Below are 17,825 nucleotides of genomic sequence, written 5' to 3'. Positions count from 1 at the left end.
TCCCTGACACCTCCCGGTCAATTCTCTTTATTCCTCTTTATCCTTATACAAAGTCTGCTTAATCAGATAACCTACGCCTAAACCGACCAAGGCGCCTGGAAATGCTTGATCAAGAATCAGTCCAATTCCTGCTCCTATAATGACGCACGCATAAATCAATATATCCCCTTTGTTCACAGCACATTCTCCTTCGTCCCAGTGGTTAGGGACATTATACAAAATGACGTAACGTCAGTTTCAAGCCTTTTTCAAAAACCACTTGAAGCTGACGTTACGTAAGCTTATATAATCTCTCTCATAATAGAAGCAAAGTGAGGAGTTAAACATGAGAAAATTCTGTATTTGTATGCTGATGTTTTGTATGTTTTTTCTAATGGCCTGTGGAAATGAAGGAACCATGAATCTGCAGAGCATGAAGCTGGAAGGGATAGATCGCTTGTATATTGATCATGGCAGTACCCCTGTTCATATCGAATCCGCCGAGGTAGAGGCTCTCGAGGCTTTCTTATCGATAGACCGCGGTAATTCCGGAATAGTAATGACCCCAAAGAACAAAGAGCTGAAAATTCAATTGAAAAGCGATATCAGACGGATCATCAACATTGGAAGAAAACCATGGTTAACGATCCGTGTTCCCATGAACTTTGAAGGGGAGGTATTACTAAGCGGCTCTTCAGGAAACGTAAAAATCAACGATTTACAGGCAAGCAAGCTAAATATTGATAGCAAAAGCGGAAATGTCTCTATGGATTATCAGCAAATAAACCAGGATATCCGTGTTTCCGTCTACAGCGGGAACGTAATTTTAAATCTGAGGGATAAGGATTCCAATGTAAAATGGCGGCTTAAATCAGGAAGTGGACGACGCTCCGTGGCTATTCCTTGGGACGAACGCCAGGACAAGCAGAAATCGACAGAGGGACTTACGGGGAATGGCTCCTATGAGGTGTATATTGAGACGCGTTCAGGAAATATCAGCATTAAGGAATAATGCAGCAGGCGTTTATTCGTATAGCGAAGTACTGCAGAAGGGTGAAGCCGCCAGTTTGAAACATATGGAAATTTAAACATTGACACCTGCGACAACTTGTCGTATATTCGATCTACGACAAGTTGTCGTAGTAAAAAATTGAGGTGCGCGCCCAATGAAAAACTTAGGAAGACTATCCGAAACTGAATTGGAAGTTATGGAGGTGATCTGGGAAACCGCAACAACCGTAACGGTTAATCAGCTTTTGGACATTTTCGAACACAAAGGCTGGAAAACATCAACGTTGTCAACCATACTGAATCGGCTCATCGAGAAAGGGTATTTGACTAAATCCTTGAGCGGCAAGACGAATTATTACGCTCCCGCTTTGACGTTGAGCGAGTATAAGAAATACGAAACCCGCTCCTTTCTTGGCCGCTTATACAACGGGAAGTTAAAGAACTTTATTGCAGCTCTGGTTGATGATGAAGAACTCAGTCAAGACGATATAGCGGAGCTTAAAGATTGGTTTGCCCGCAAGGATGGCAGGAAATGATGATGGGCTTCGTTTCGTTCCTCTTCATTGCCTCATTCGCCGGCACAATCCTTTGGATTTTGCAGTACAGTCTAAAGCCCGTCACGCAAAAATGCTTCTCCCAAACATGGCATTATTATTCCAGCTTGATTCCCGTATTTTTTCTTCTTGGCGGATCAGAGATCATGAGCAGACTAGTCTCTTTTATTCCCTCTGCCTCTTCTGGTTCAAACCATATTCAGGCTGCCGGAATGATTGCGGAGCCATACGCCCAAGTCTCAACAATTGAGCAAACCGCGGCCAACGTCTCCTTCTGGATTACACAACGATTTGACGAGCTGAGGCGCTTCAGCAGCACAAAGGAATTTATGCTCATTGCAACACTGATTTGGACTGTTGGAGCCACTGTTTTTATCGTGGTAAATATCCGAAAGTACCGGGCGTTTAAGCGTTCCATCTTCCGAGGGAGCCAAGTACGGCATATTGTACAATGCCCTGTACAAGTCATTGCAAGCCCTCATGCAACCACCCCATTGATTATGGGGTTTTGGAATCCGATTGTTGTACTGCCGGATATCTCCCTTAGTCAAAAAGAGCTTGACATGATTCTATCCCATGAACTCGTCCACTTAAAACGCGGCGACTTGTTTATCAAGTTGATTGTTTTTGCGGCAAATGCAATTCATTGGTTTAATCCTGCAGCCTACATACTGAACAGGCAGATTTCCATGTTTTGCGAGCTCTCCTGTGATGAACAGGTCGTTCAGCACATGGATATAGAGGGCAGAAGAAGTTACGGTGAAACATTGTTATCTATGCTGGAATATGGCGTTATGAAAAAGAATGTAGTTGGCACAAGCGGTCTATGCAGCCCCAAGGAGCATATGAAAAGGAGACTTATTCATCTTATGAATGTAAAAAAAATGAACAAGCCGGTAATGGCACTGTCTATTGTCGCTGCTATCGCTTTGGTTGGCGGAGGCGGTGCTGCCGCTTTTGCGGCGGGATCTGCTTCAAAAAACCCGACCGATCAACAAGTTGCAGGTTATAATGTGACCGTTGAATATCCAGATGGAAAACTTGAAGCTTTTGATAAAGACGGAAATCGGGTTGCCGCGAAACCGAAAGAAAGCTATGCCCCTAAGAAGTTAACTACTGAAGAGATTGTGGATCGAATAAAAAAACATATTGAAAAGGGAATTACTGTGCCGCAAGGATACATCGACGAGCTTCCGCAGCAAAACTTGGATGCCATCAATGAGAGTTATCGTTTGAAGCTTCAAAAATCAAATAGGAATTAAAGCTGGAGATGATGATCTTGTTACAAACAAAATGGAAATTTACCACAACCATCAGTTTACTTGTAATCCTTATGACCGGAAACTTAGCATATGCTGCTGAGGATTTCTTTTGGTCAGATGTGGAACCAATCCTCACTTGTCATAAGAGCCGCGACGGAAGCGCTCCTGAAATAGGTATAGAGGTAGATGGTAAGAGAGTAAGCCAAGATATTCCCTCTTGTGAAGATGCTAAGAAAAATCGTGTATTAGTTCTCTTGAATGGGAAATATCTTAATACCTATGCCGGAACCGGGGCAGATCCGTTTATTGAGAATGGGCGGACTATGATTCCACTGCGAGCACTTGCGGATGGATTCGGCTTTGAAGTGCACTGGGATCAAAACGATAAAAAAATCACATTAAATAAAGATCATAAAAGTATCCTTATGCAGGTCGGAAAATCGGAAATGCTGGTTGATGGAGAAAAAGTGAATTTGGATGATGTCGTGCCCATGGTTAAAAATGGCGTTACATTCTTACCCGTCAGACAGCTTGCTGAAATACTTGATGTTAAAGTGGATTGGGACAGCACAACAAGAATAGCAAAGTTTACGGAAAAATCATAACAGAGTAGGTTTTACGATTCTTACAAAAATAGCCTTAGTCCAGTGGAACTGAACTAAGGCTATTTTTTTATCTGAAGTACATGGTCCAGTAATCTCATTTTTCGTCAAAGAACCTACTAATATACTAGGCAGTGAACCCTCCGAACTACTCCTGCAGAATACTTTCCGCAATCGCTACGAGATCTTCCTTCGTCAGAGGACTTTTCCTATACGTAGCAATCTCGTATTCCAGCTGGTTTTCCGTATCCTCCCAGGTTAGCTTGGTCGAGTAGACTGCATTGGAACCTGTAGAAAAGATCGCTTGGATTCCGTCCAAGCTCAGCTTTTCAAATTTCTCGCCCTTCCCTGGTACTCGCGTGATTTCTGTAATTAGCGGCTGCACTCTTTTGGCGCTGATTCGGATAATGTCCTTCTCTTGCGCGAAGACAATGGCCGCTTCCCCGGCTTCACTCCAATTTAATTTCTTCGCAACATATTTTTTCCCTTTCGCCTCTGTTTTCAACTTCTCTAGCATATCTTGATATGCTTGACTAAGAAAATGGAAGTATGGCGGCGAAATTTCGCCGGATTGAAAAACATATCCCTCCGGGAGCCATGCCGGCTGCTTCAGTTCCGGCGCTTTGTGATCGGACAGCAAGTTCAAATAATCCTCGTATTTCGCGCTGTTGATGGATAGAAAATTATAAGAAAGCGTATTGTCTGTCCCGTCATACATGACGGTTAAATCACCCGGGTTCTTCGGACTGGAATGGATGGCCATAGCCTCTTTTTTCTGCAGCTCGAGATTGTTTTTGCCCGGTGTCGCTTTTGTCTTTGACTGCGGTTTTGCTGCGGCAGCTTCCGCAGGGATTCCACTTGCTGAGCTTAGCGCTAGCAGGATGCTTGCAGTGGCGATCATCGTTTTTGTCGTAAGGTTCATGAGTAAATCTCCTTTCGGCCAGACAGGCACATGGTTTGTTTACTTGTATAACGCCTGAGCCTTCCGGAAAGGGACACTCCGGAACAAAGTCATTTCAACGCGCTCTCTACAATGCGGACAAATTCAGACTTGGACAGAGTACTGTTTTGGTTATCGTAAATGGAATAAAAGACCTCTGCCTCCTCATCCAGCCATTCCAATTTGTGCTTATAGTGGGCTTCCGCTACCTCCTCCGTCTTCGCTTCCATATAAACCATCTCTTGTCCGCCTGCTGTCAGCTTCTCCACGAACACGCCTTCGGGATGCATCGTTGTTACCGAAGATGGGCTCTTCTTCCGTACATAAGCATTGATATTGATCGTATCCTCCCCATTGGCGTATCTCGCATTTGCACTGCCGGCTGTATTCCAAGACAGCGGTTTGATGAACAATTTGGAGTCACTGGTGGAGGTCTCAGCCATACGGATAAATTCTGGCTCCAGCCTTTTCAGATTTTCTAGACTGGCCTCCCCTTCCATCATACTGGGAAATACATTCCCCACTTCGAAGGAGAACCCTTGGGGCAAGTATTTGGGTTTCAAGAAAAGCGGTCCCTTTGTCATTTCAAGCTGCTTCTCAAATGCCTCATAACTGCTGTGCTCCATCGGTTTATATACGGATTGAACCTTATTTCCGGTGTCGTAAGCATTCAGCGTATCGTCATGGACATAGTACGCCACAAGTTCACCTGGCTTAAGCATCCCTAAGACATGCTCTCTATAGGCAGACCTCATTTCATGATAAGTCTTGGCATGGGGAGTAAACGCATCTTCCTTAATTCCCTTGGTTTCAACAATCACTTCGCCTTTGGGGTTCAATATTTGCACATAACGGGAAGCCGCGAGACCTGTTAAAGAGGTCAGCACAATAATGAGGCTGGCGATCATGACTATTGCTCCCGTCTTACGCCGAACTGTTTTTTTGCCGCTGCTCCGTTCATGGATTTCCCGAACCCGGTTCATAACGCTCAGGCGTACATCGATGGTATCCTGAGCCTCTGCGGTCAGAAGCTCCTTTAGCGTTTCATCTTGAAGAATAGTGCCGCTCTTTCGCATCATAACCTGCTCCCCCTTTCTGCTCCATCAGCCTCTGCAGCTTCAGCTTCAAGCGGCCGTATTTTTTCTTGACCGCTTCCGTGCTTTTTCCTGAAATTTCTCCAATCTCGGCAAATGACTTCTCTTCAAGCGCCCGTAATATTAGCAAACTGCGCTCCTCCGCGCTTAAGGTTGTTATGGCGGACGCGAGTGGCTCTGCGAATAATCGGCTGGTTATCGTTTGTTCCGCGCTTTCGGCAACCGTATTCTGCCGGAACCAGCTCTGAAATTTATGCTGGACACTGCGCTTGCGAAGCAGATTTAGGCAATGGTTATGAGCGATCTTATACAACCAGGATGAAAAGCTGCCGCTGGGCTCATACATTCCAATTTTTTCGAACCCTTTGACCAGAATGTCCTGCACCGCATCCTCCGCTTCTTGCCGATTCCCCAGCATACGGCTGCAATAGCGAAAAATCGGTGCCTGGAACGCTTCAACGATATGTACATATTGATTAATTTCGCCTGATTTGACTTCCATGACGCATTTTTCCACAAACTCCATAACCGGTCCTCCTCTCTATCTACTGTATAACACTTAAGCAGCAGGAAAAGGGACATTTATACTGAATAACGTTTAGAGACTTGGGTTGTCCAGCGGATTGCGAATGCCAATGCGGACGGCAAGGCTCATGTCTGCCTTTCATTTATAGAAACAAAGCCTGTGCCTGCGTTTCACTTCCTGAAGAGAGCGAAATTATTTAACAAGGCTGCCTCATGGTCAATTCCATTTTAGAATTCGGAACCAAAGACCAGGAGGTAACTAGAGAAGTTGAGATGATGTTGTTCAAGGTTGAACAAATACTTGAAGAAATCATCCGATGCGGTCAGGAACAAAAAGTGATTACCAGCCGCCTTACCAGTAGAGAACTAGCTGCATATTTGAAAAATTTATTTATCGGCGCTAAAATATTGGAAGGATATGGTATACGGCAATAATTTTTTGTTTAGTTATTGACCGTATAGTCAATAATGAACCGGATGGTTAAGTCATAAAGTTTCATTAATAATTACTGTTGGAGGTAAAAGTATGAATGATATGCAGTCCGTTCAATCGTTATTTGAGCCATTTTCCTTTGGGGGTACAACACTATCGAATCGCATCGTAATGGCACCGATGACAAGACAATTTTCCCCCGGTGGGGTTCCGGGTCCGGATGTAGCTGCTTATTATCGCCGGAGAGCAGAAAACGGCGTTGGACTTATCATTACCGAAGGGACAGTGATTAAGCATCCCGACTCATCCAATCAGAGCAACGTGCCGCATTTTTTTGGCGCAGATGCCTTGAACGGCTGGGCAAACGTAGTGACTGAGGTACATAACGCAGGCGGGGAGATTATACCTCAGATCTGGCATATGGGGGCCCGGGGCCACGTCAATGATTACTCCGAATCGGAGATAAAGGCCATCATCCAGGCCTTCTCTGAGGCAGCATTTGAAGCCAAGCGTCTGGGGTTTGACGGTATCGAACTTCACGGCGCACACGGATATTTAATAGACCAATTTTTCTGGGAGGAAACAAATCGACGTAGGGATCAGTACGGAGGGGACTTTGTAGAACGTACCCGGTTTGGGGCAGAGGTCATCTCAGCGTGCCGTCTTGCTGTAGGCCCCGAATTCCCGATCGTGCTGCGGTTCTCGCAGTGGAAAGGAACGGATTACACCGCCAAATTAGTGAAGACGCCAAATGAGCTGGAAAGGTTCTTAGCCCCCTTGGTTGACGCAGGCGTTGACATATTCCACTGCTCAACTCGCCGATTCTGGGAAGCTGAATTTGAAAACTCCCAGCTGAACCTTGCCGGCTGGACCAAAAAACTGACGGGGAAGCCGACAATCACCGTAGGCTCAGTTGGTCTGGATCGTGATGTGACAAGTTTCTTTGCTGAAGGAAAGGGAGCCCGTCTTAGCCGAATCGACCAACTCATCGAAAGGTTTGAACGTGAAGAATTCGACCTGGTGGCCGTAGGAAGGTCGTTAATAGCTGATCCAGCTTGGGCCAGTAAGCTCCGCGAAGGCAGAATTGACGACTGGGTTCCTTTTGATCCCGAACAAGTAAAGAAATTGTATTGAGATTGTTATTGAGTGTGTCTCTTCACATATAATCGCCAGAATGCCCCCTGATCACAAGTTCATCAGGGGGCATTTTCTTTATTACTAGTTGTTCCTTAATCCAGTTTACCCACACTCACAGCGACCTGCTCGATTTGGCTGCTGCTCAGGGAACCGTCTGGGGAGCTAATCGTCACCGTCCGGTCATCCAGTTGGAAACCCAGCATCGGCGTATCGGAAGGTGTATACCATTTCGCAATGACGCCATTGGACAACTTGACCTCCTTGGATGCATAGCCGGTGGAATAATCCCGTGGCGAGACAACAACAGTCATATGCTCAAAGATCAAATGGACTCCATCGTCCGTAGCTGCCGCTTTAACGTAGCTGTCGTTTGCGGTCATTTGCTTAGGAGCATAGGCTGTCTCGAAGGATTCGAAAGTGGCGTAAGCCTTTTTGATCGCCTTAATCTGTGTTTCATTATAATTGATAGTTATCAATTCACTTGCTGGCTGATGATCCTCGCCGTGTTTCGTTTCCAGCCGAATTTGCTGGCTTGCGGCATCGAACTCCACATTGATTCCAGCCATGTTGGAAATAGCCCGCACAGGCAAATACGTCGTATTTTGATAGGTGATGGGCACCAGCTTTTTGCCATTACTGTCTGTTAAAGATTGTACGGCTCCGTTTACTTTAAAGCTAATGTTATGATTCAGATAAGCGCTAATCTTCTCCAGCTTGCTTCCAGCATACACACCAGCGGCACCCGATAAAGTCATTCCCACTACGATCAGGCATAAAAGTGATTTTTTCATCACGTCTCTCCTTTTCTTATGCTTTTTCTGAACATTTTGTTATGAACATCTTCTCGAACGCTTTGGTACCATATATTACATCAAACAAAAGTTTCTGTAAAAAATCAAGTGCATACTTATAGGCTTACTATACCAAAAATGATTTTAAATTCATTTCGGTTCTTTTTGGTCACTTTCAAACCTTGTTTCAAATCAATAATCAGTACCGTTTTTCTTATCCAAATTCGTATGTATGCTGATTGGAATTGTATAGGTCGGACTATTCCTTTTACCTCAAATTCCGCGCCGTCATTTAATTCTGTTTCCGTCCTAATGAGCCACTTGTTGCCTATTCCAAATTCTATATACCTCAAATAGAAACACCTCTTATCATGTATTTAATGATTCCTAGCTACCTGAAAAGGGATATTTGTCATATGGCAAAAGACTTTCCGCTATCGGTACAAAGTTAGTGCTGTCTCGGGTAACAAAAAAAGGTTCCCAATCTGCTGAGTAAGCAAATCAGAAACCTTCCTGTATAACCTGATGCGGTCGAGAGGACTCGAACCTCCACGGGGGTAAGCCCACACGGACCTGAACCGTGCGCGTCTGCCAATTCCGCCACGACCGCATGTTGTCTTGTCTTGCAGAGTGTTTTCCGCAGCGACAAGATATATAATATCATGCTGGGCTAAGAGAGTCAACAACCTTTTTTTTATTTTTTTGACCAGGCTGCTAACAGCTCGCCCCTCATCCCCCGGACCAATTGGCAAATAATACCTCAGACCGATGCAGCCTGATCTTGTCTTCCTATACAGTGGGAATAACTATGGTCTGGAGGTTGAATGATGAATCAAAAATTAACCAGCTACAACAAAAGCACTGCCGTAAAATTATTCGAAGGAGAGCGGGTGCTTGTCTGGATCGGTCTGCTGGGCTTTGTGCTGGCAGCAGCTTGCGGTATTTGGGTGTTGCTGTATGGAGGCGCAACATCACCGGACGGTGATGTGTCCAGAGCCATTTCCTTTGATGCCGCGTTAGGTATTTTTCTCATTTCTACCGCAGCGATTAGCCCTCTTTCCGGCATGAGCTCCAAAAGGCGAGCGTTCTTCCGCTGGACCTTCATTATCCTGGCACTATATTGTTATGGAGCAGAGACTATCCAAAATTTTCGCGGCGTCAACCCGCGTTTTGTTGAGGATGGCTCCTTCTTTGATCATTTCGTCGCCAACGGCTTTGGTCTGGTTGCAATCCTGCTCGTAATCATCTATATCTCCTTCTCCATCCCCTTCTTTCGCCCAAAAGCTTCACAAACCCGTCCAGAAATCGTGCTGGCGATCCGTTACGCGCTGCTGGCCACGATGCTTTCTTTTGCCGCGGGCATCTGGATTTCCGTGAATCAAAGCCGGTTTACGGGCCTTGAGGGAAATCTCATTTGGCTGCACGGTCTCGGCTTCCATGGCCTTCAGGTACTTCCGGTTATTGCTTGGTTAACCGAACATTCCACGATTACTATAGCAATACGACGAAAGGTCATTCATCTTTCCGGCATCCTTTACTTTCTTGGAGTAATATTCATTGGTTGGCAGACTGCGCTTGGAAAATCGATTTGGGAATGGTCCTGGCTTCCTTCGCTAGCCTGCGGCTGCTTTATTATCACGATCGTTATCGGAGCAATCGTACTATACCAGGCCAAGCACATCTTATCCCCGGCATATTGGCAGAGGGTCGGAAATAGGGACGTCGCCTCTTGATCCAGGTTGACCTCCACTAAGCTTTGCCCTGCAAAAAAAGCTGTCCTCGGGGCCTTCAAAGCCTCAAGGACAGCTAATTGAATTACAATACGCGCTACACCCGCTAGCATCAACACTATTGCAGCGCCGATTTTGCCGCCAAAGCCTGCTGCACACGGGTGACCCCCTGCGACAGAGCATTGCCTGCGAGCGCGGCGGAGGCCACGGCAACGGTCTCCAATATCTCCTCGTCGGACGCTCCCTTGGCCCGCGCCTCGTTGACATGATAGAATGTGCAGACTTCCTGGTTCATGGACAATGCGATGCCTATGGCGATTAACTGCTTTGTTTTGGCATCCAGCGCCCCATCCGCGAAGCTCTCCCCTGTAAAAGCGTGGTATGCCTCCGTCACCCCGGGCATAATCTCGCCGAAACGGTGGATTTCCTGTTTGTATGCGCTTATTTTATCGCTCACCAGCGACATGGACGGACATCCTTTCCTCTGTGAAGTGAAGTTTCCACTTACTACGTTGTCCCGTCCAGCCAAAAATATGCTATCCCTCCGGGGAAATTCGCGGTTCGCGGGAAGGTTGAATGATATAGCTCCGATCCAGCTTGACGACATTGCGGTTTGGTCTGCGAATCAGCACATGCGTATCGTCCCAAGCCACGACGATGCCCCGAATGTCATTCTCCGGAATGGCATCCCGCACGACTCGCACTTTCTCGCCGGATAATCGGTAAGCATCCAATTGTTCATCCGAAATCACGGGACAATCACCTCCTTCTTCTTATTTTATCACAACCTTACAAGCCCTATAAGAAGTTACGGTCTAAATATAAATCTCTGACCGCACAGCACGATCGTACATCGCTTACAGCGCAGAAAAAGACCCCGCCCATGGCGGAGTCTCATTATATCGTTCACCTTATGACCAAGCTACGAACAAAACCAGCAAATTATCCCTGATTTAACGCTGCGCATGCTCCCGGCTGTCGTTCTTCTCAAACCAGAAATCAAGTACTTTCGCCGACATTACCCGCTGCTCCAGATAAGCCACCTGCTGTGGACTGAACTGATCCTTCCAAGGTATGGACAGCTCCTCGCACAGACCCGCGATCGTCAGAAGCTGCGACCAGGCTACATAGCGTTTGTACCAGAAGAACTGGGGATGCTCAAGCATATAGGGATAAAGGTCGTCAAATTCCGTATGTTTGCAATCCAGGGCACGTTCAAAAATAACCTTGGCATCAGACAATTTGGAAATAAAGAAATTCGCGTCTACAACAGATTGATTTTGATCCCCCATCGTTTTTGCCTCCTCTCCCTAGTGCTCCCATTATATCGAAAAAAAGAAGACCTGCAAAGGATTGTTGCAAAATTGGTACAATTTTTATTCGGCAAAAGTGATCTTGCCGCCCGCAAGCGAGCCGATTTGCACGAGCGATTCCAGCCGGATTCCCTGCTCGCGAATCGCTTTGCCGCCGGCCTGGAACGTCTTCTCGACAACAATACCCGCCCCAACCAGCTCGGCGCCGGCTCGCTGAACAATTTTGATCAGCCCCCGTGCAGCATCGCCGTTTGCAATGATGTCATCAATGAACAAAATTCGATCATTTTCCGAAATGAAATCTCGAGAGATCAGAATGTCCGTCACAATTCCTTTCGTAAACGAAGGAACCCGTTCACAGAGCATATTGTTCTCGGCGAGCAGCGTCTTCTTCCGCCGCGCGAACACCAGAGGAACCCCAAGCTCATAGGCGGTAGCGAACGCCACGGCGATCCCGGAGGATTCCACCGTGACCACACGGGTGACGTTATCCTCTTTGAAACGTCTGGCGAATTCCTTGCCCATTTCCATCGTCAGCTCGGGATCGACCTGGTGATTGAGCAGAGCGTCCAGCTTGAGTACCTGCTCCGAGACAATAACGCCTTCCTCGGCAATCCGTTGTTTTAATTTCTCCATACTATTTCCTCCCGGGTCATCTCGTTTGTAACAAATTAACACATTCAATTCTTCGCTTCAAGCACGGATTTGCTGGAGCGGCCGGACAAGAATAGTCATGTCCCATTCCCCTGCAACATACCTTGTACTATATATAGCACATCACCCAGGGGGAAAACTATGAAAAATGCCTTAAATGCACTTAAAATCGCCTTCACTTATGTCGGTACCGTCGTGGGCGCCGGTTTCGCCACCGGCCGTGAAATATTGCAGTTCTTCACCCAATATGGCAAATGGGGAGTGCTGACGATCCTGCTGGCGACATCATTATTCATATGGCTAGGCGCGAAGATGATGCTGCTGGCCCAATCCATCAAAGCCGCTTCCTATGAAGATTTAAACCGCCACCTGTTCGGGGACGGCTTCGGCCGGTGGCTTAGTTTTTTTACCATGATCGTTCTGATCGGTGTCAACAGCGTTATGCTGGCCGGTGCGGGATCCGTGTTCGTGGAGTACCTTGGACTGAACTACCAAATCGGCCTCTGGTTTACCCTGATTGGAACCTTTATCCTGCTCAGAAAAGGGATTGAAGGCGTCATGCAGCTCAACACGATCGTCGTACCCATGATGCTGATCCTCTCCATGGCCATTATCGCCTCAACGGCAAGCTCGCCAGCCGCCATGCGCTTCGTCACCTTGACAACCGATAAAGGCTGGTTCATGGCCTGGGCCTCTCCCTTGTTATATACCGCCTTCAACCTCTCTATGGCTCAAGCCGTGCTCGTTCCTATCGGAGGACACACCTCGGACCGCCGCACGATTATATGGGGCGGAATCCTAGGCGGCGTGGGTATCGGCTTCATGCTGATGGCGGCCCATTTTGCGTTATCGGCCCACATGCCGGGAATCAACCAGTACGAGGTCCCGATGGGCAGCATTGCCGCGCAATTGGGCAGCGCCGTCCAGCTCATCTACATCCTGTTGATTTTCATGGAAATATTCAGCACCTTCGTGGCCGACGTTTACGGCGTAACCCTTCAGCTCAGGCAGCATTTTCAAGTTCGCCCCTACCTCATTTTCATCGCCGTGCTTATGATTTGCTATGTAACGAGCCAATTCGGATTCAGCTCGCTTGTATCGGTTCTTTACCCGGCCTTCGGCTTCTTCTCCCTGCTCTGGATCTACGCGCTTGCCGTCTACAAACGAAAGCCGAATTAACCCAAATTCACAATTTGCGCTTCTGGGATTTGCGCCTGAATGCCTTGAACGACGTGAGCGTGGCAGGTCATCATAATCATCTGGCGTTTGGGAGCAATCTCCTTAAGTACCGCAATGACTCCTTGCAGGCGCTCCGCATCGAAATTAACGAAGAGATCATCCAGCAGAATCGGAATGCTGCGCTGATGAGAGACCGCTTCGGCAAGCGCCAGACGCATGGACAAATACAGCTGCTCCGCCGTCCCCCGGCTTAGCGCTGCGCTGCCAATCGCTCCATGATCGCGATGCTCCGCCTGCAGCTCCTGACTGCCCATCTTGAGAACGATTCGCTCATACCGCCCGTTCGTCATCTTCCGCAAGTAAGCCGAAGCCAGCCGCAGCACCTCAGGCTGACGCTCCTCTTCATATACGCGCCGGGCCCTGGAAATCAGCTCCTGGCATACAGCCCTCACCGCATACTGATCCAGCGCATCGCGAAGCGCCGCTTGCTGATCCGCAAGCTTCTGGCTGACCTCCTCCTGCCTGCCTCTCCGCTCTAACGCTTCCTGCTCCTGCAGGAGCCGTCCCCTGCGCTCCTGCAGCTCCCTCCAGGTTTTCTCCTTCGCTGCAGCGGCCTTTTCCGCTGCCAGCAGCCGTTCCTGCAGTTCTTCCTTGGAACAGCTGCCAAGCAGCGCTTCAAGCCGGCTCTGCTGATCAGCGGCAAACCCGGAGAACATGACCGTTTCCAGCTGCCGGATTTCCCTCTCCAGCTCGGCGCGGCGGCTAGCCTCCGCGCTACGGCGCAGAAAGTCCTCCCCGTTCGCGGCGTTTCCTTCCTTCAGCAGCGCCTGCTCTCGAATTCCGATCCGGCCCAGGCGGTCATTCAGCCGCTCCAGCTCTTCGCTGAACGTCTCGAGCTTGGAGGCAAGCAGCTCGCGCTGGGCGTAAATTTTCTCCGCAGCAGAGAGCTGAGACATCGCTTCGATCACGACTCGCCCTAACGAAGCCTTAGGCAAATCCGCGAGTTCCGCCCGGGCTCCCGCTTCGGGTTCAGACGCGTAACTGTTAAGGAAAGCGCCTGAACCATGGTCGGCAACACTTAGTCCTGCCTGCGCCGCCGGCTCGCCGTCCAAATCGCTGCCGATCACCTTCACTTCATGTTCATAGGCCTCATTGGCTGCCGATAACATGGCTGATCTTACCGCCAGTTGCTCAAGCCGGTTCTGCCACTCCTTGCCTTGCTGAGCAAGGCGGAACACGTCAAGCGCAGCCTCAGGGGACAGCTCGGCTGAAAGCTTGCGCTCGCGCAGCCACAGCTCCCATTCCCGGGACAGCTCCCCGAATTCGGCTTCCCGCTTGGCCAGCTCCCGCTCTGCATGCTCGCAGCGCTCCAGCGCGGCGGCTGCCCGCTGGCGAAGCAGGGCGATTTCCTCCCCAAGCGCGGCATGCCGCTGTTCCCATAGCTGCCAGCGTTCCATCAGCTGGCGCAGCTCCCGCTCCCGCCGATCCCATTCCTCGGGATGCAGCGGCGCGGCGGCTCCATCCGTGCGCCCAGCCGCTGTCAGCGGATCGGAGACAAGCCTGTCCAGCAGGGTGCGGAGCCTGGCTTCAGCCCGGGAAGAGTCATCTTCTCCAGGATAGCGGCGGGGTCCGCCGCGGCGGTTCGAGTGAGCTGCCCGGCCCATACCAAGCCATAAGTACATATCGAGCCCGGCAAAAAGCGCAAAAGCCGCAATCAGCCCCCAAACCGAGCGGGAGGACAGCCAGATCACCCCGGGCACAATTACCGTTAAGGCAGCACTGCCTATTAGCAGCTTGCGGTACAGTCCCTGAATCCGCTGCCCAGCCAAAACCTCGGCTTCCTTGGCCCGCATCTCCCGCAGCCGGGATGAAGCATCTTCATGCCAGCGCTCCAGCTCCCGGCTTAACTCGCTCCAGGCCTGGCGAATTTCGGCGGGGCGCTTCGGCACGAGCATGGCGAACTCCCTCCGGCCGGCTTCCGCGCTCTCCTCCAGCCGGGACATCGCCGCCGAATAGGCCTCCTTCGCTGCCGCAGCCTCCTGCGCCAGCTTATGCTGCTCGCTGTACACAAGCTCCATCTCTTTCTCGTAAGCGGCAAAACGCGCGCCGAATTGACGGACGGCTTCCCGCTCGCCAACCGTCCCGGCGAACGAAGCGAGCTCCGCCTCCGTCCAATGCGCATCAATGCTGCGAAGACATTCGCCTTCAAGACGCTGGCGCAGCATGCGGATCTCCGCCTGCAGCTCCGCGATTTCAGTCTTGCGCGCCTCATATCCTGTTAATTGCCCATGCAGAGCCCGCACGGCCTCCGCCTTGGCCAGCAGTGCCAGGTTCGGAGCAAGCCTGCTGATTTCCGCAGACATTGCCTCCATCTTGCGCCTCATCTCGGCCTGATCGAGCAGCAGCCGCTCCTTCTCCTCCTGCAGGGCATTCCAGCGCGAAAAGCCTTCCTCGGGAAACCCCTCGTATTCGGGCAGTGCCTGCAGCTCAGCCCTTAACCTCTCGCGGGCGAGCCAGTCCTCTCGGATCAGTGACGCTTTGCTCAGCTTCGCCAGCTCCCGGCTGCAAATCTCGCGCTCCTCCTCGCAGACGGCCAGCTCGCTCACGATCCGCTCCAGCTCGGCGAGCGCCTCATTGTAGCGCGGCAGCAGCTTTCTTGCAGCCTCGGCCTCCTGCGCCAGCCGCTCATAGCCCTGCAGCAGTTGAGCCAGCTCCTGCGTGCGCCCGCGGGGCCTGTAGAGCTTGTCCATCTCCTGGCCAAGCCTCTTCTCTCCGCGCAGCACAGCAGCCCCGCCGCCGATGCCGGCGTGGAACAGGAAGCGGCTCAGCTCTTCCGACTGAAGCGCGGCTACCTCCTGCAGCTCGGTCAGCGAGATGGCAAACAGCTGCTTGAACATATCGCTGGAGAGGCCTCCCAGCAGTTCGCGCTGCATCTCCTCCTGAGCTGCTTCAAACAGCCTGCCCTCGGAATCCGTCCGCGTAATCCTCAGCCGCTCGCCCCTCGAGCCCGCCGCCCTGCCGTCGCCTTGCTGGGCGTAACGCTCGATGACCCAGCGGTCGCCTTCCTCGCCAGACAGGATCAGCTGACCGCCATGGGCGCCGCCCCGGGCCGGCTCGTACCGCATGGGCCCATACGTCCGCGAGGGTATGCCAAACAGCATGGCTCGCACGAAGCCCAGCAATGTGCTCTTGCCGGCCTCATTCGGTCCGTACAGGACGGTAACCGGCCCTTGCAAATCCAGCTCCAGGCCGCTCAAATGTCCAAACCCGCTTACCTGCAGCTTGTCCAGCCTCATCGCAGGGCACCTCCCTTCGCCTCTTGTTCGGTCAGCAGGCTCACTGCCATCTCAGCCGCTTGACGAACGAGAGCAGCCTTTTCTTCAGCCCCGAGCTCTCGTACGAGCCGGCGAAGCCTGCGATCCTCGGCGACCGCAGCAAGAGCGGAGCCGACGATCTGCTCCAGCAGCTCTTCCTCCTGCTCAGCCAGATCCGCCATGCGCAGCAGTTCGCCGAGAAAGCTGTCCTCCTGCTTCAGCGCCGCGAGGTCTGCATCTGCCCCCGTCCTTATCTTCAAGCCTGCCGGCCAAACGATGGAAGCTGCCGGGTCAAGGTCAAGGCCAATTCCTTCACCCTGAAGCCGCTGGCTTTCCCTGCGCCGCAATTCCTGGAGCAGCTCCTCGCCCTCGGTTCCCGTTTGCAGCAGGCCATGCAGCGGCCCCCTGCCGGTTAAGACGAGGCGTACGACCTGAAGCTTCCCCTCAGATTGCTCCCTCAGCTCCTCCAGCAGCTCTTCGGCCAGATCCCGCAATTTCTCCTCGCTGCGTAATCCGTCGATGGACAGCTCCGCCTCCAGCCAGCGGACATGATCGAGCGCCCGGAACGAGAGCTTGGCTCCCCCATGCTCATCGACGTTCACGAGGTAACAGCCCTTCGGGCCAGTCTCCTTCATACTGCGTCCCTGAAGATTGCCCGGGTAGACAATCCAAGGGGATTTGTGCAGAATCTGACGCTTATGAATATGGCCCAGCGCCCAATAATCGTATCCGCTTTGCTGCAAATCCCGAAGCGAGCAAGGAGAATAGGCATCATGACCCTCCTGCCCGTCCACATTGGCATGCAGCAGCCCGATATGAAACAAGTCGGACGCAGGGTCTTTGCGAAATTGCAATGCCGTATTCTCCGTCACCGCAGCGGTCGGATACGATATGCCGCTGACGACCGCTACAGGCTGGCCGTCGCTGCGCCTCCTCGCTGTGACGCTCTCCACCACAGGCCCAAACACCGTAACATGCTCGGGATGCGCCAGACGGAGCCTGCCCGCATTCAGCGGGTCATGGTTGCCGTGAATAACATAGACCGGGATGCCATGATGTCCAAGCCGGTCCCAGGCTTCCCGCAGCCGGAGCTGCGCCCGCAGCGAAGAATCGGAAGCGTCGTATACATCCCCGCTCACGACGAGGAAATCCGCCTGCTCCGTTATCGCCAGCTCGACCAAATGATCTAAAGCAGCAAACGTGGATTCTTGCAAATGGCGGCGCAGCACGTCCGGGATGCCGGTCATGCCGGCAAAGGGGCTATCCAGATGCAGATCCGCCGCATGAATAAATCGAAATGGAATCAT

Annotated in this window: 20 protein-coding genes and 1 tRNA gene; 8 read left to right on the top strand and 13 right to left on the bottom strand. The window is 50.9% G+C overall.

Translation table 11 applies throughout. The annotated features are described in order from the left end of the window. Window positions 1–27: 27 nt before the first annotated feature. Entirely contained in the window at window positions 28–177 is a 150-nt protein-coding gene (locus MKX50_RS09505; RefSeq protein ID WP_339159307.1) for a hypothetical protein, read from the bottom strand. Between the two features lie 220 nt (window positions 178–397). Between MKX50_RS09505 and MKX50_RS09500 the strand changes: the two genes are divergently transcribed. The 4 genes from MKX50_RS09500 to MKX50_RS09485 all read left to right on the top strand — a co-directional run bounded on the left by MKX50_RS09500 (window position 398) and on the right by MKX50_RS09485 (window position 3,411). Next, window positions 398–991 carry a DUF4097 family beta strand repeat-containing protein gene (locus MKX50_RS09500; protein ID WP_339159305.1) on the top strand — a complete coding sequence of 198 codons (594 nt, stop codon included), beginning with the start codon at window positions 398–400 and terminating at the stop codon, window positions 989–991. Window positions 992–1,145: 154 nt separating this feature from the next. After that, window positions 1,146–1,526, top strand: a complete 381-nt coding sequence (locus tag MKX50_RS09495) for a BlaI/MecI/CopY family transcriptional regulator (protein ID WP_339159303.1) — start codon at window positions 1,146–1,148, stop codon at window positions 1,524–1,526. Beyond that, a complete protein-coding gene (locus MKX50_RS09490) occupies window positions 1,523–2,806 on the top strand; it encodes a M56 family metallopeptidase (RefSeq protein WP_339159302.1) in 1,284 nt (427 codons plus the stop codon). The genes MKX50_RS09495 and MKX50_RS09490 overlap by 4 nt, the downstream gene beginning before the upstream one ends. Before the next feature lie 17 nt (window positions 2,807–2,823). Then, the gene (locus MKX50_RS09485) at window positions 2,824–3,411 is read left to right on the top strand and encodes a copper amine oxidase N-terminal domain-containing protein (protein WP_339159301.1); all 588 of its coding nucleotides are present in this window, start codon (window positions 2,824–2,826) and stop codon (window positions 3,409–3,411) included. A 145-nt stretch (window positions 3,412–3,556) separates the two neighbouring features. Here MKX50_RS09485 and MKX50_RS09480 read toward each other — a convergent pair whose 3' ends face one another. The 3 genes from MKX50_RS09480 to MKX50_RS09470 form a co-directional block, all read right to left on the bottom strand. Continuing rightward, window positions 3,557–4,330 carry a hypothetical protein gene (locus MKX50_RS09480; protein WP_339159300.1) on the bottom strand — a complete coding sequence of 258 codons (774 nt, stop codon included), beginning with the start codon at window positions 4,328–4,330 and terminating at the stop codon, window positions 3,557–3,559. A gap of 89 nt (window positions 4,331–4,419) precedes the next feature. Continuing rightward, entirely contained in the window at window positions 4,420–5,427 is a 1,008-nt protein-coding gene (locus MKX50_RS09475; protein WP_339159299.1) for a DUF4367 domain-containing protein, read from the bottom strand. After that, window positions 5,393–5,968 carry an RNA polymerase sigma factor gene (locus MKX50_RS09470; protein WP_339159297.1) on the bottom strand — a complete coding sequence of 192 codons (576 nt, stop codon included), beginning with the start codon at window positions 5,966–5,968 and terminating at the stop codon, window positions 5,393–5,395. Before MKX50_RS09470 ends, MKX50_RS09475 begins: the two co-directional genes overlap by 35 nt. A 212-nt stretch (window positions 5,969–6,180) precedes the next feature. On the opposite strand from MKX50_RS09470, the gene MKX50_RS09465 reads away from it, so the two are divergent. Beyond that, window positions 6,181–6,402, top strand: coding sequence for a hypothetical protein (locus MKX50_RS09465; protein WP_339159296.1), 222 nt, complete (start codon window positions 6,181–6,183; stop codon window positions 6,400–6,402). A 91-nt stretch (window positions 6,403–6,493) separates the two neighbouring features. Next, window positions 6,494–7,534 (top strand): NADH:flavin oxidoreductase, encoded by a 1,041-nt coding sequence (locus tag MKX50_RS09460; protein ID WP_339159295.1) that lies wholly within the window; start codon window positions 6,494–6,496, stop codon window positions 7,532–7,534. Between the two features lie 95 nt (window positions 7,535–7,629). Here the strand turns inward: MKX50_RS09460 and MKX50_RS09455 are convergent, their stop codons facing one another. From MKX50_RS09455 to MKX50_RS09445, 3 genes are all read right to left on the bottom strand, one after another. Further along, window positions 7,630–8,328, bottom strand: coding sequence for a stalk domain-containing protein (locus MKX50_RS09455; protein WP_213588828.1), 699 nt, complete (start codon window positions 8,326–8,328; stop codon window positions 7,630–7,632). A 116-nt stretch (window positions 8,329–8,444) separates the two neighbouring features. Further along, window positions 8,445–8,681: a DUF3977 family protein gene (locus MKX50_RS09450; protein WP_213588829.1), complete on the bottom strand. Its 237-nt coding sequence runs from the start codon at window positions 8,679–8,681 to the stop codon at window positions 8,445–8,447. A gap of 173 nt (window positions 8,682–8,854) precedes the next feature. After that, window positions 8,855–8,938, bottom strand: a tRNA-Leu gene (locus MKX50_RS09445). Between the two features lie 214 nt (window positions 8,939–9,152). Here MKX50_RS09445 and MKX50_RS09440 point away from each other — a divergent pair. Further along, window positions 9,153–10,061, top strand: coding sequence for a hypothetical protein (locus MKX50_RS09440; RefSeq protein WP_339159294.1), 909 nt, complete (start codon window positions 9,153–9,155; stop codon window positions 10,059–10,061). Window positions 10,062–10,176: 115 nt separating this feature from the next. Here the strand turns inward: MKX50_RS09440 and MKX50_RS09435 are convergent, their stop codons facing one another. The 4 genes from MKX50_RS09435 to MKX50_RS09420 all read right to left on the bottom strand — a co-directional run bounded on the left by MKX50_RS09435 (window position 10,177) and on the right by MKX50_RS09420 (window position 12,007). Beyond that, entirely contained in the window at window positions 10,177–10,524 is a 348-nt protein-coding gene (locus MKX50_RS09435) for a carboxymuconolactone decarboxylase family protein (RefSeq protein ID WP_213588831.1), read from the bottom strand. A 70-nt stretch (window positions 10,525–10,594) separates the two neighbouring features. Then, the gene (locus tag MKX50_RS09430) at window positions 10,595–10,810 is read right to left on the bottom strand and encodes a hypothetical protein (protein ID WP_213588832.1); all 216 of its coding nucleotides are present in this window, start codon (window positions 10,808–10,810) and stop codon (window positions 10,595–10,597) included. A gap of 201 nt (window positions 10,811–11,011) precedes the next feature. After that, entirely contained in the window at window positions 11,012–11,350 is a 339-nt protein-coding gene (locus tag MKX50_RS09425) for a hypothetical protein (protein WP_155609087.1), read from the bottom strand. Between the two features lie 84 nt (window positions 11,351–11,434). Beyond that, on the bottom strand, window positions 11,435–12,007 hold the full coding sequence (locus MKX50_RS09420; protein ID WP_283927911.1) for a xanthine phosphoribosyltransferase: 573 nt from the start codon (window positions 12,005–12,007) through the stop codon (window positions 11,435–11,437). Window positions 12,008–12,166: 159 nt separating this feature from the next. Here MKX50_RS09420 and MKX50_RS09415 point away from each other — a divergent pair, with 159 nt between their 5' ends. After that, window positions 12,167–13,204 carry a hypothetical protein gene (locus MKX50_RS09415; RefSeq protein ID WP_213588834.1) on the top strand — a complete coding sequence of 346 codons (1,038 nt, stop codon included), beginning with the start codon at window positions 12,167–12,169 and terminating at the stop codon, window positions 13,202–13,204. On the opposite strand, the gene MKX50_RS09410 is transcribed toward MKX50_RS09415, so the two are convergent. Then, window positions 13,201–16,500: an AAA family ATPase gene (locus tag MKX50_RS09410; protein WP_339159292.1), complete on the bottom strand. Its 3,300-nt coding sequence runs from the start codon at window positions 16,498–16,500 to the stop codon at window positions 13,201–13,203. The two genes, MKX50_RS09415 and MKX50_RS09410, sit on opposite strands and share 4 nt — an antisense overlap. Further along, the gene (locus MKX50_RS09405) at window positions 16,497–17,825 is read right to left on the bottom strand and encodes a DNA repair exonuclease (RefSeq protein WP_339159290.1); all 1,329 of its coding nucleotides are present in this window, start codon (window positions 17,823–17,825) and stop codon (window positions 16,497–16,499) included. The genes MKX50_RS09410 and MKX50_RS09405 overlap by 4 nt, the downstream gene beginning before the upstream one ends.

Source organism: Paenibacillus sp. FSL W8-0186 (assembly GCF_037969765.1).
GTDB classification, from domain to species: Bacteria; Bacillota; Bacilli; order Paenibacillales; family Paenibacillaceae; genus Fontibacillus; species Fontibacillus woosongensis.
This window is presented reverse-complemented; position numbering and strand designations above follow the sequence as displayed.

What these genes read in the sequence shown, in the direction of transcription:
- MKX50_RS09500 (WP_339159305.1), top strand. Translation starts at nt 398, where the DNA reads ATGAATCTGCAGAGCATGAAGCTGGAAGGGATAGATCGCTTGTATATT.
- MKX50_RS09495 (WP_339159303.1), top strand. Translation starts at nt 1,146, where the DNA reads ATGAAAAACTTAGGAAGACTATCCGAAACTGAATTGGAAGTTATGGAG.
- MKX50_RS09490 (WP_339159302.1), top strand. Translation starts at nt 1,523, where the DNA reads ATGATGATGGGCTTCGTTTCGTTCCTCTTCATTGCCTCATTCGCCGGC.
- MKX50_RS09480 (WP_339159300.1), bottom strand. Translation starts at nt 4,330, where the DNA reads ATGAACCTTACGACAAAAACGATGATCGCCACTGCAAGCATCCTGCTA.
- MKX50_RS09475 (WP_339159299.1), bottom strand. Translation starts at nt 5,427, where the DNA reads ATGATGCGAAAGAGCGGCACTATTCTTCAAGATGAAACGCTAAAGGAG.
- MKX50_RS09470 (WP_339159297.1), bottom strand. Translation starts at nt 5,968, where the DNA reads ATGGAGTTTGTGGAAAAATGCGTCATGGAAGTCAAATCAGGCGAAATT.
- MKX50_RS09465 (WP_339159296.1), top strand. Translation starts at nt 6,181, where the DNA reads ATGGTCAATTCCATTTTAGAATTCGGAACCAAAGACCAGGAGGTAACT.
- MKX50_RS09460 (WP_339159295.1), top strand. Translation starts at nt 6,494, where the DNA reads ATGAATGATATGCAGTCCGTTCAATCGTTATTTGAGCCATTTTCCTTT.
- MKX50_RS09455 (WP_213588828.1), bottom strand. Translation starts at nt 8,328, where the DNA reads ATGAAAAAATCACTTTTATGCCTGATCGTAGTGGGAATGACTTTATCG.
- MKX50_RS09440 (WP_339159294.1), top strand. Translation starts at nt 9,153, where the DNA reads ATGATGAATCAAAAATTAACCAGCTACAACAAAAGCACTGCCGTAAAA.
- MKX50_RS09435 (WP_213588831.1), bottom strand. Translation starts at nt 10,524, where the DNA reads ATGTCGCTGGTGAGCGATAAAATAAGCGCATACAAACAGGAAATCCAC.
- MKX50_RS09425 (WP_155609087.1), bottom strand. Translation starts at nt 11,350, where the DNA reads ATGGGGGATCAAAATCAATCTGTTGTAGACGCGAATTTCTTTATTTCC.
- MKX50_RS09420 (WP_283927911.1), bottom strand. Translation starts at nt 12,007, where the DNA reads ATGGAGAAATTAAAACAACGGATTGCCGAGGAAGGCGTTATTGTCTCG.
- MKX50_RS09415 (WP_213588834.1), top strand. Translation starts at nt 12,167, where the DNA reads ATGAAAAATGCCTTAAATGCACTTAAAATCGCCTTCACTTATGTCGGT.
- MKX50_RS09410 (WP_339159292.1), bottom strand. Translation starts at nt 16,500, where the DNA reads ATGAGGCTGGACAAGCTGCAGGTAAGCGGGTTTGGACATTTGAGCGGC.
- MKX50_RS09405 (WP_339159290.1), bottom strand. Translation starts at nt 17,825, where the DNA reads ATGATTCCATTTCGATTTATTCATGCGGCGGATCTGCATCTGGATAGC.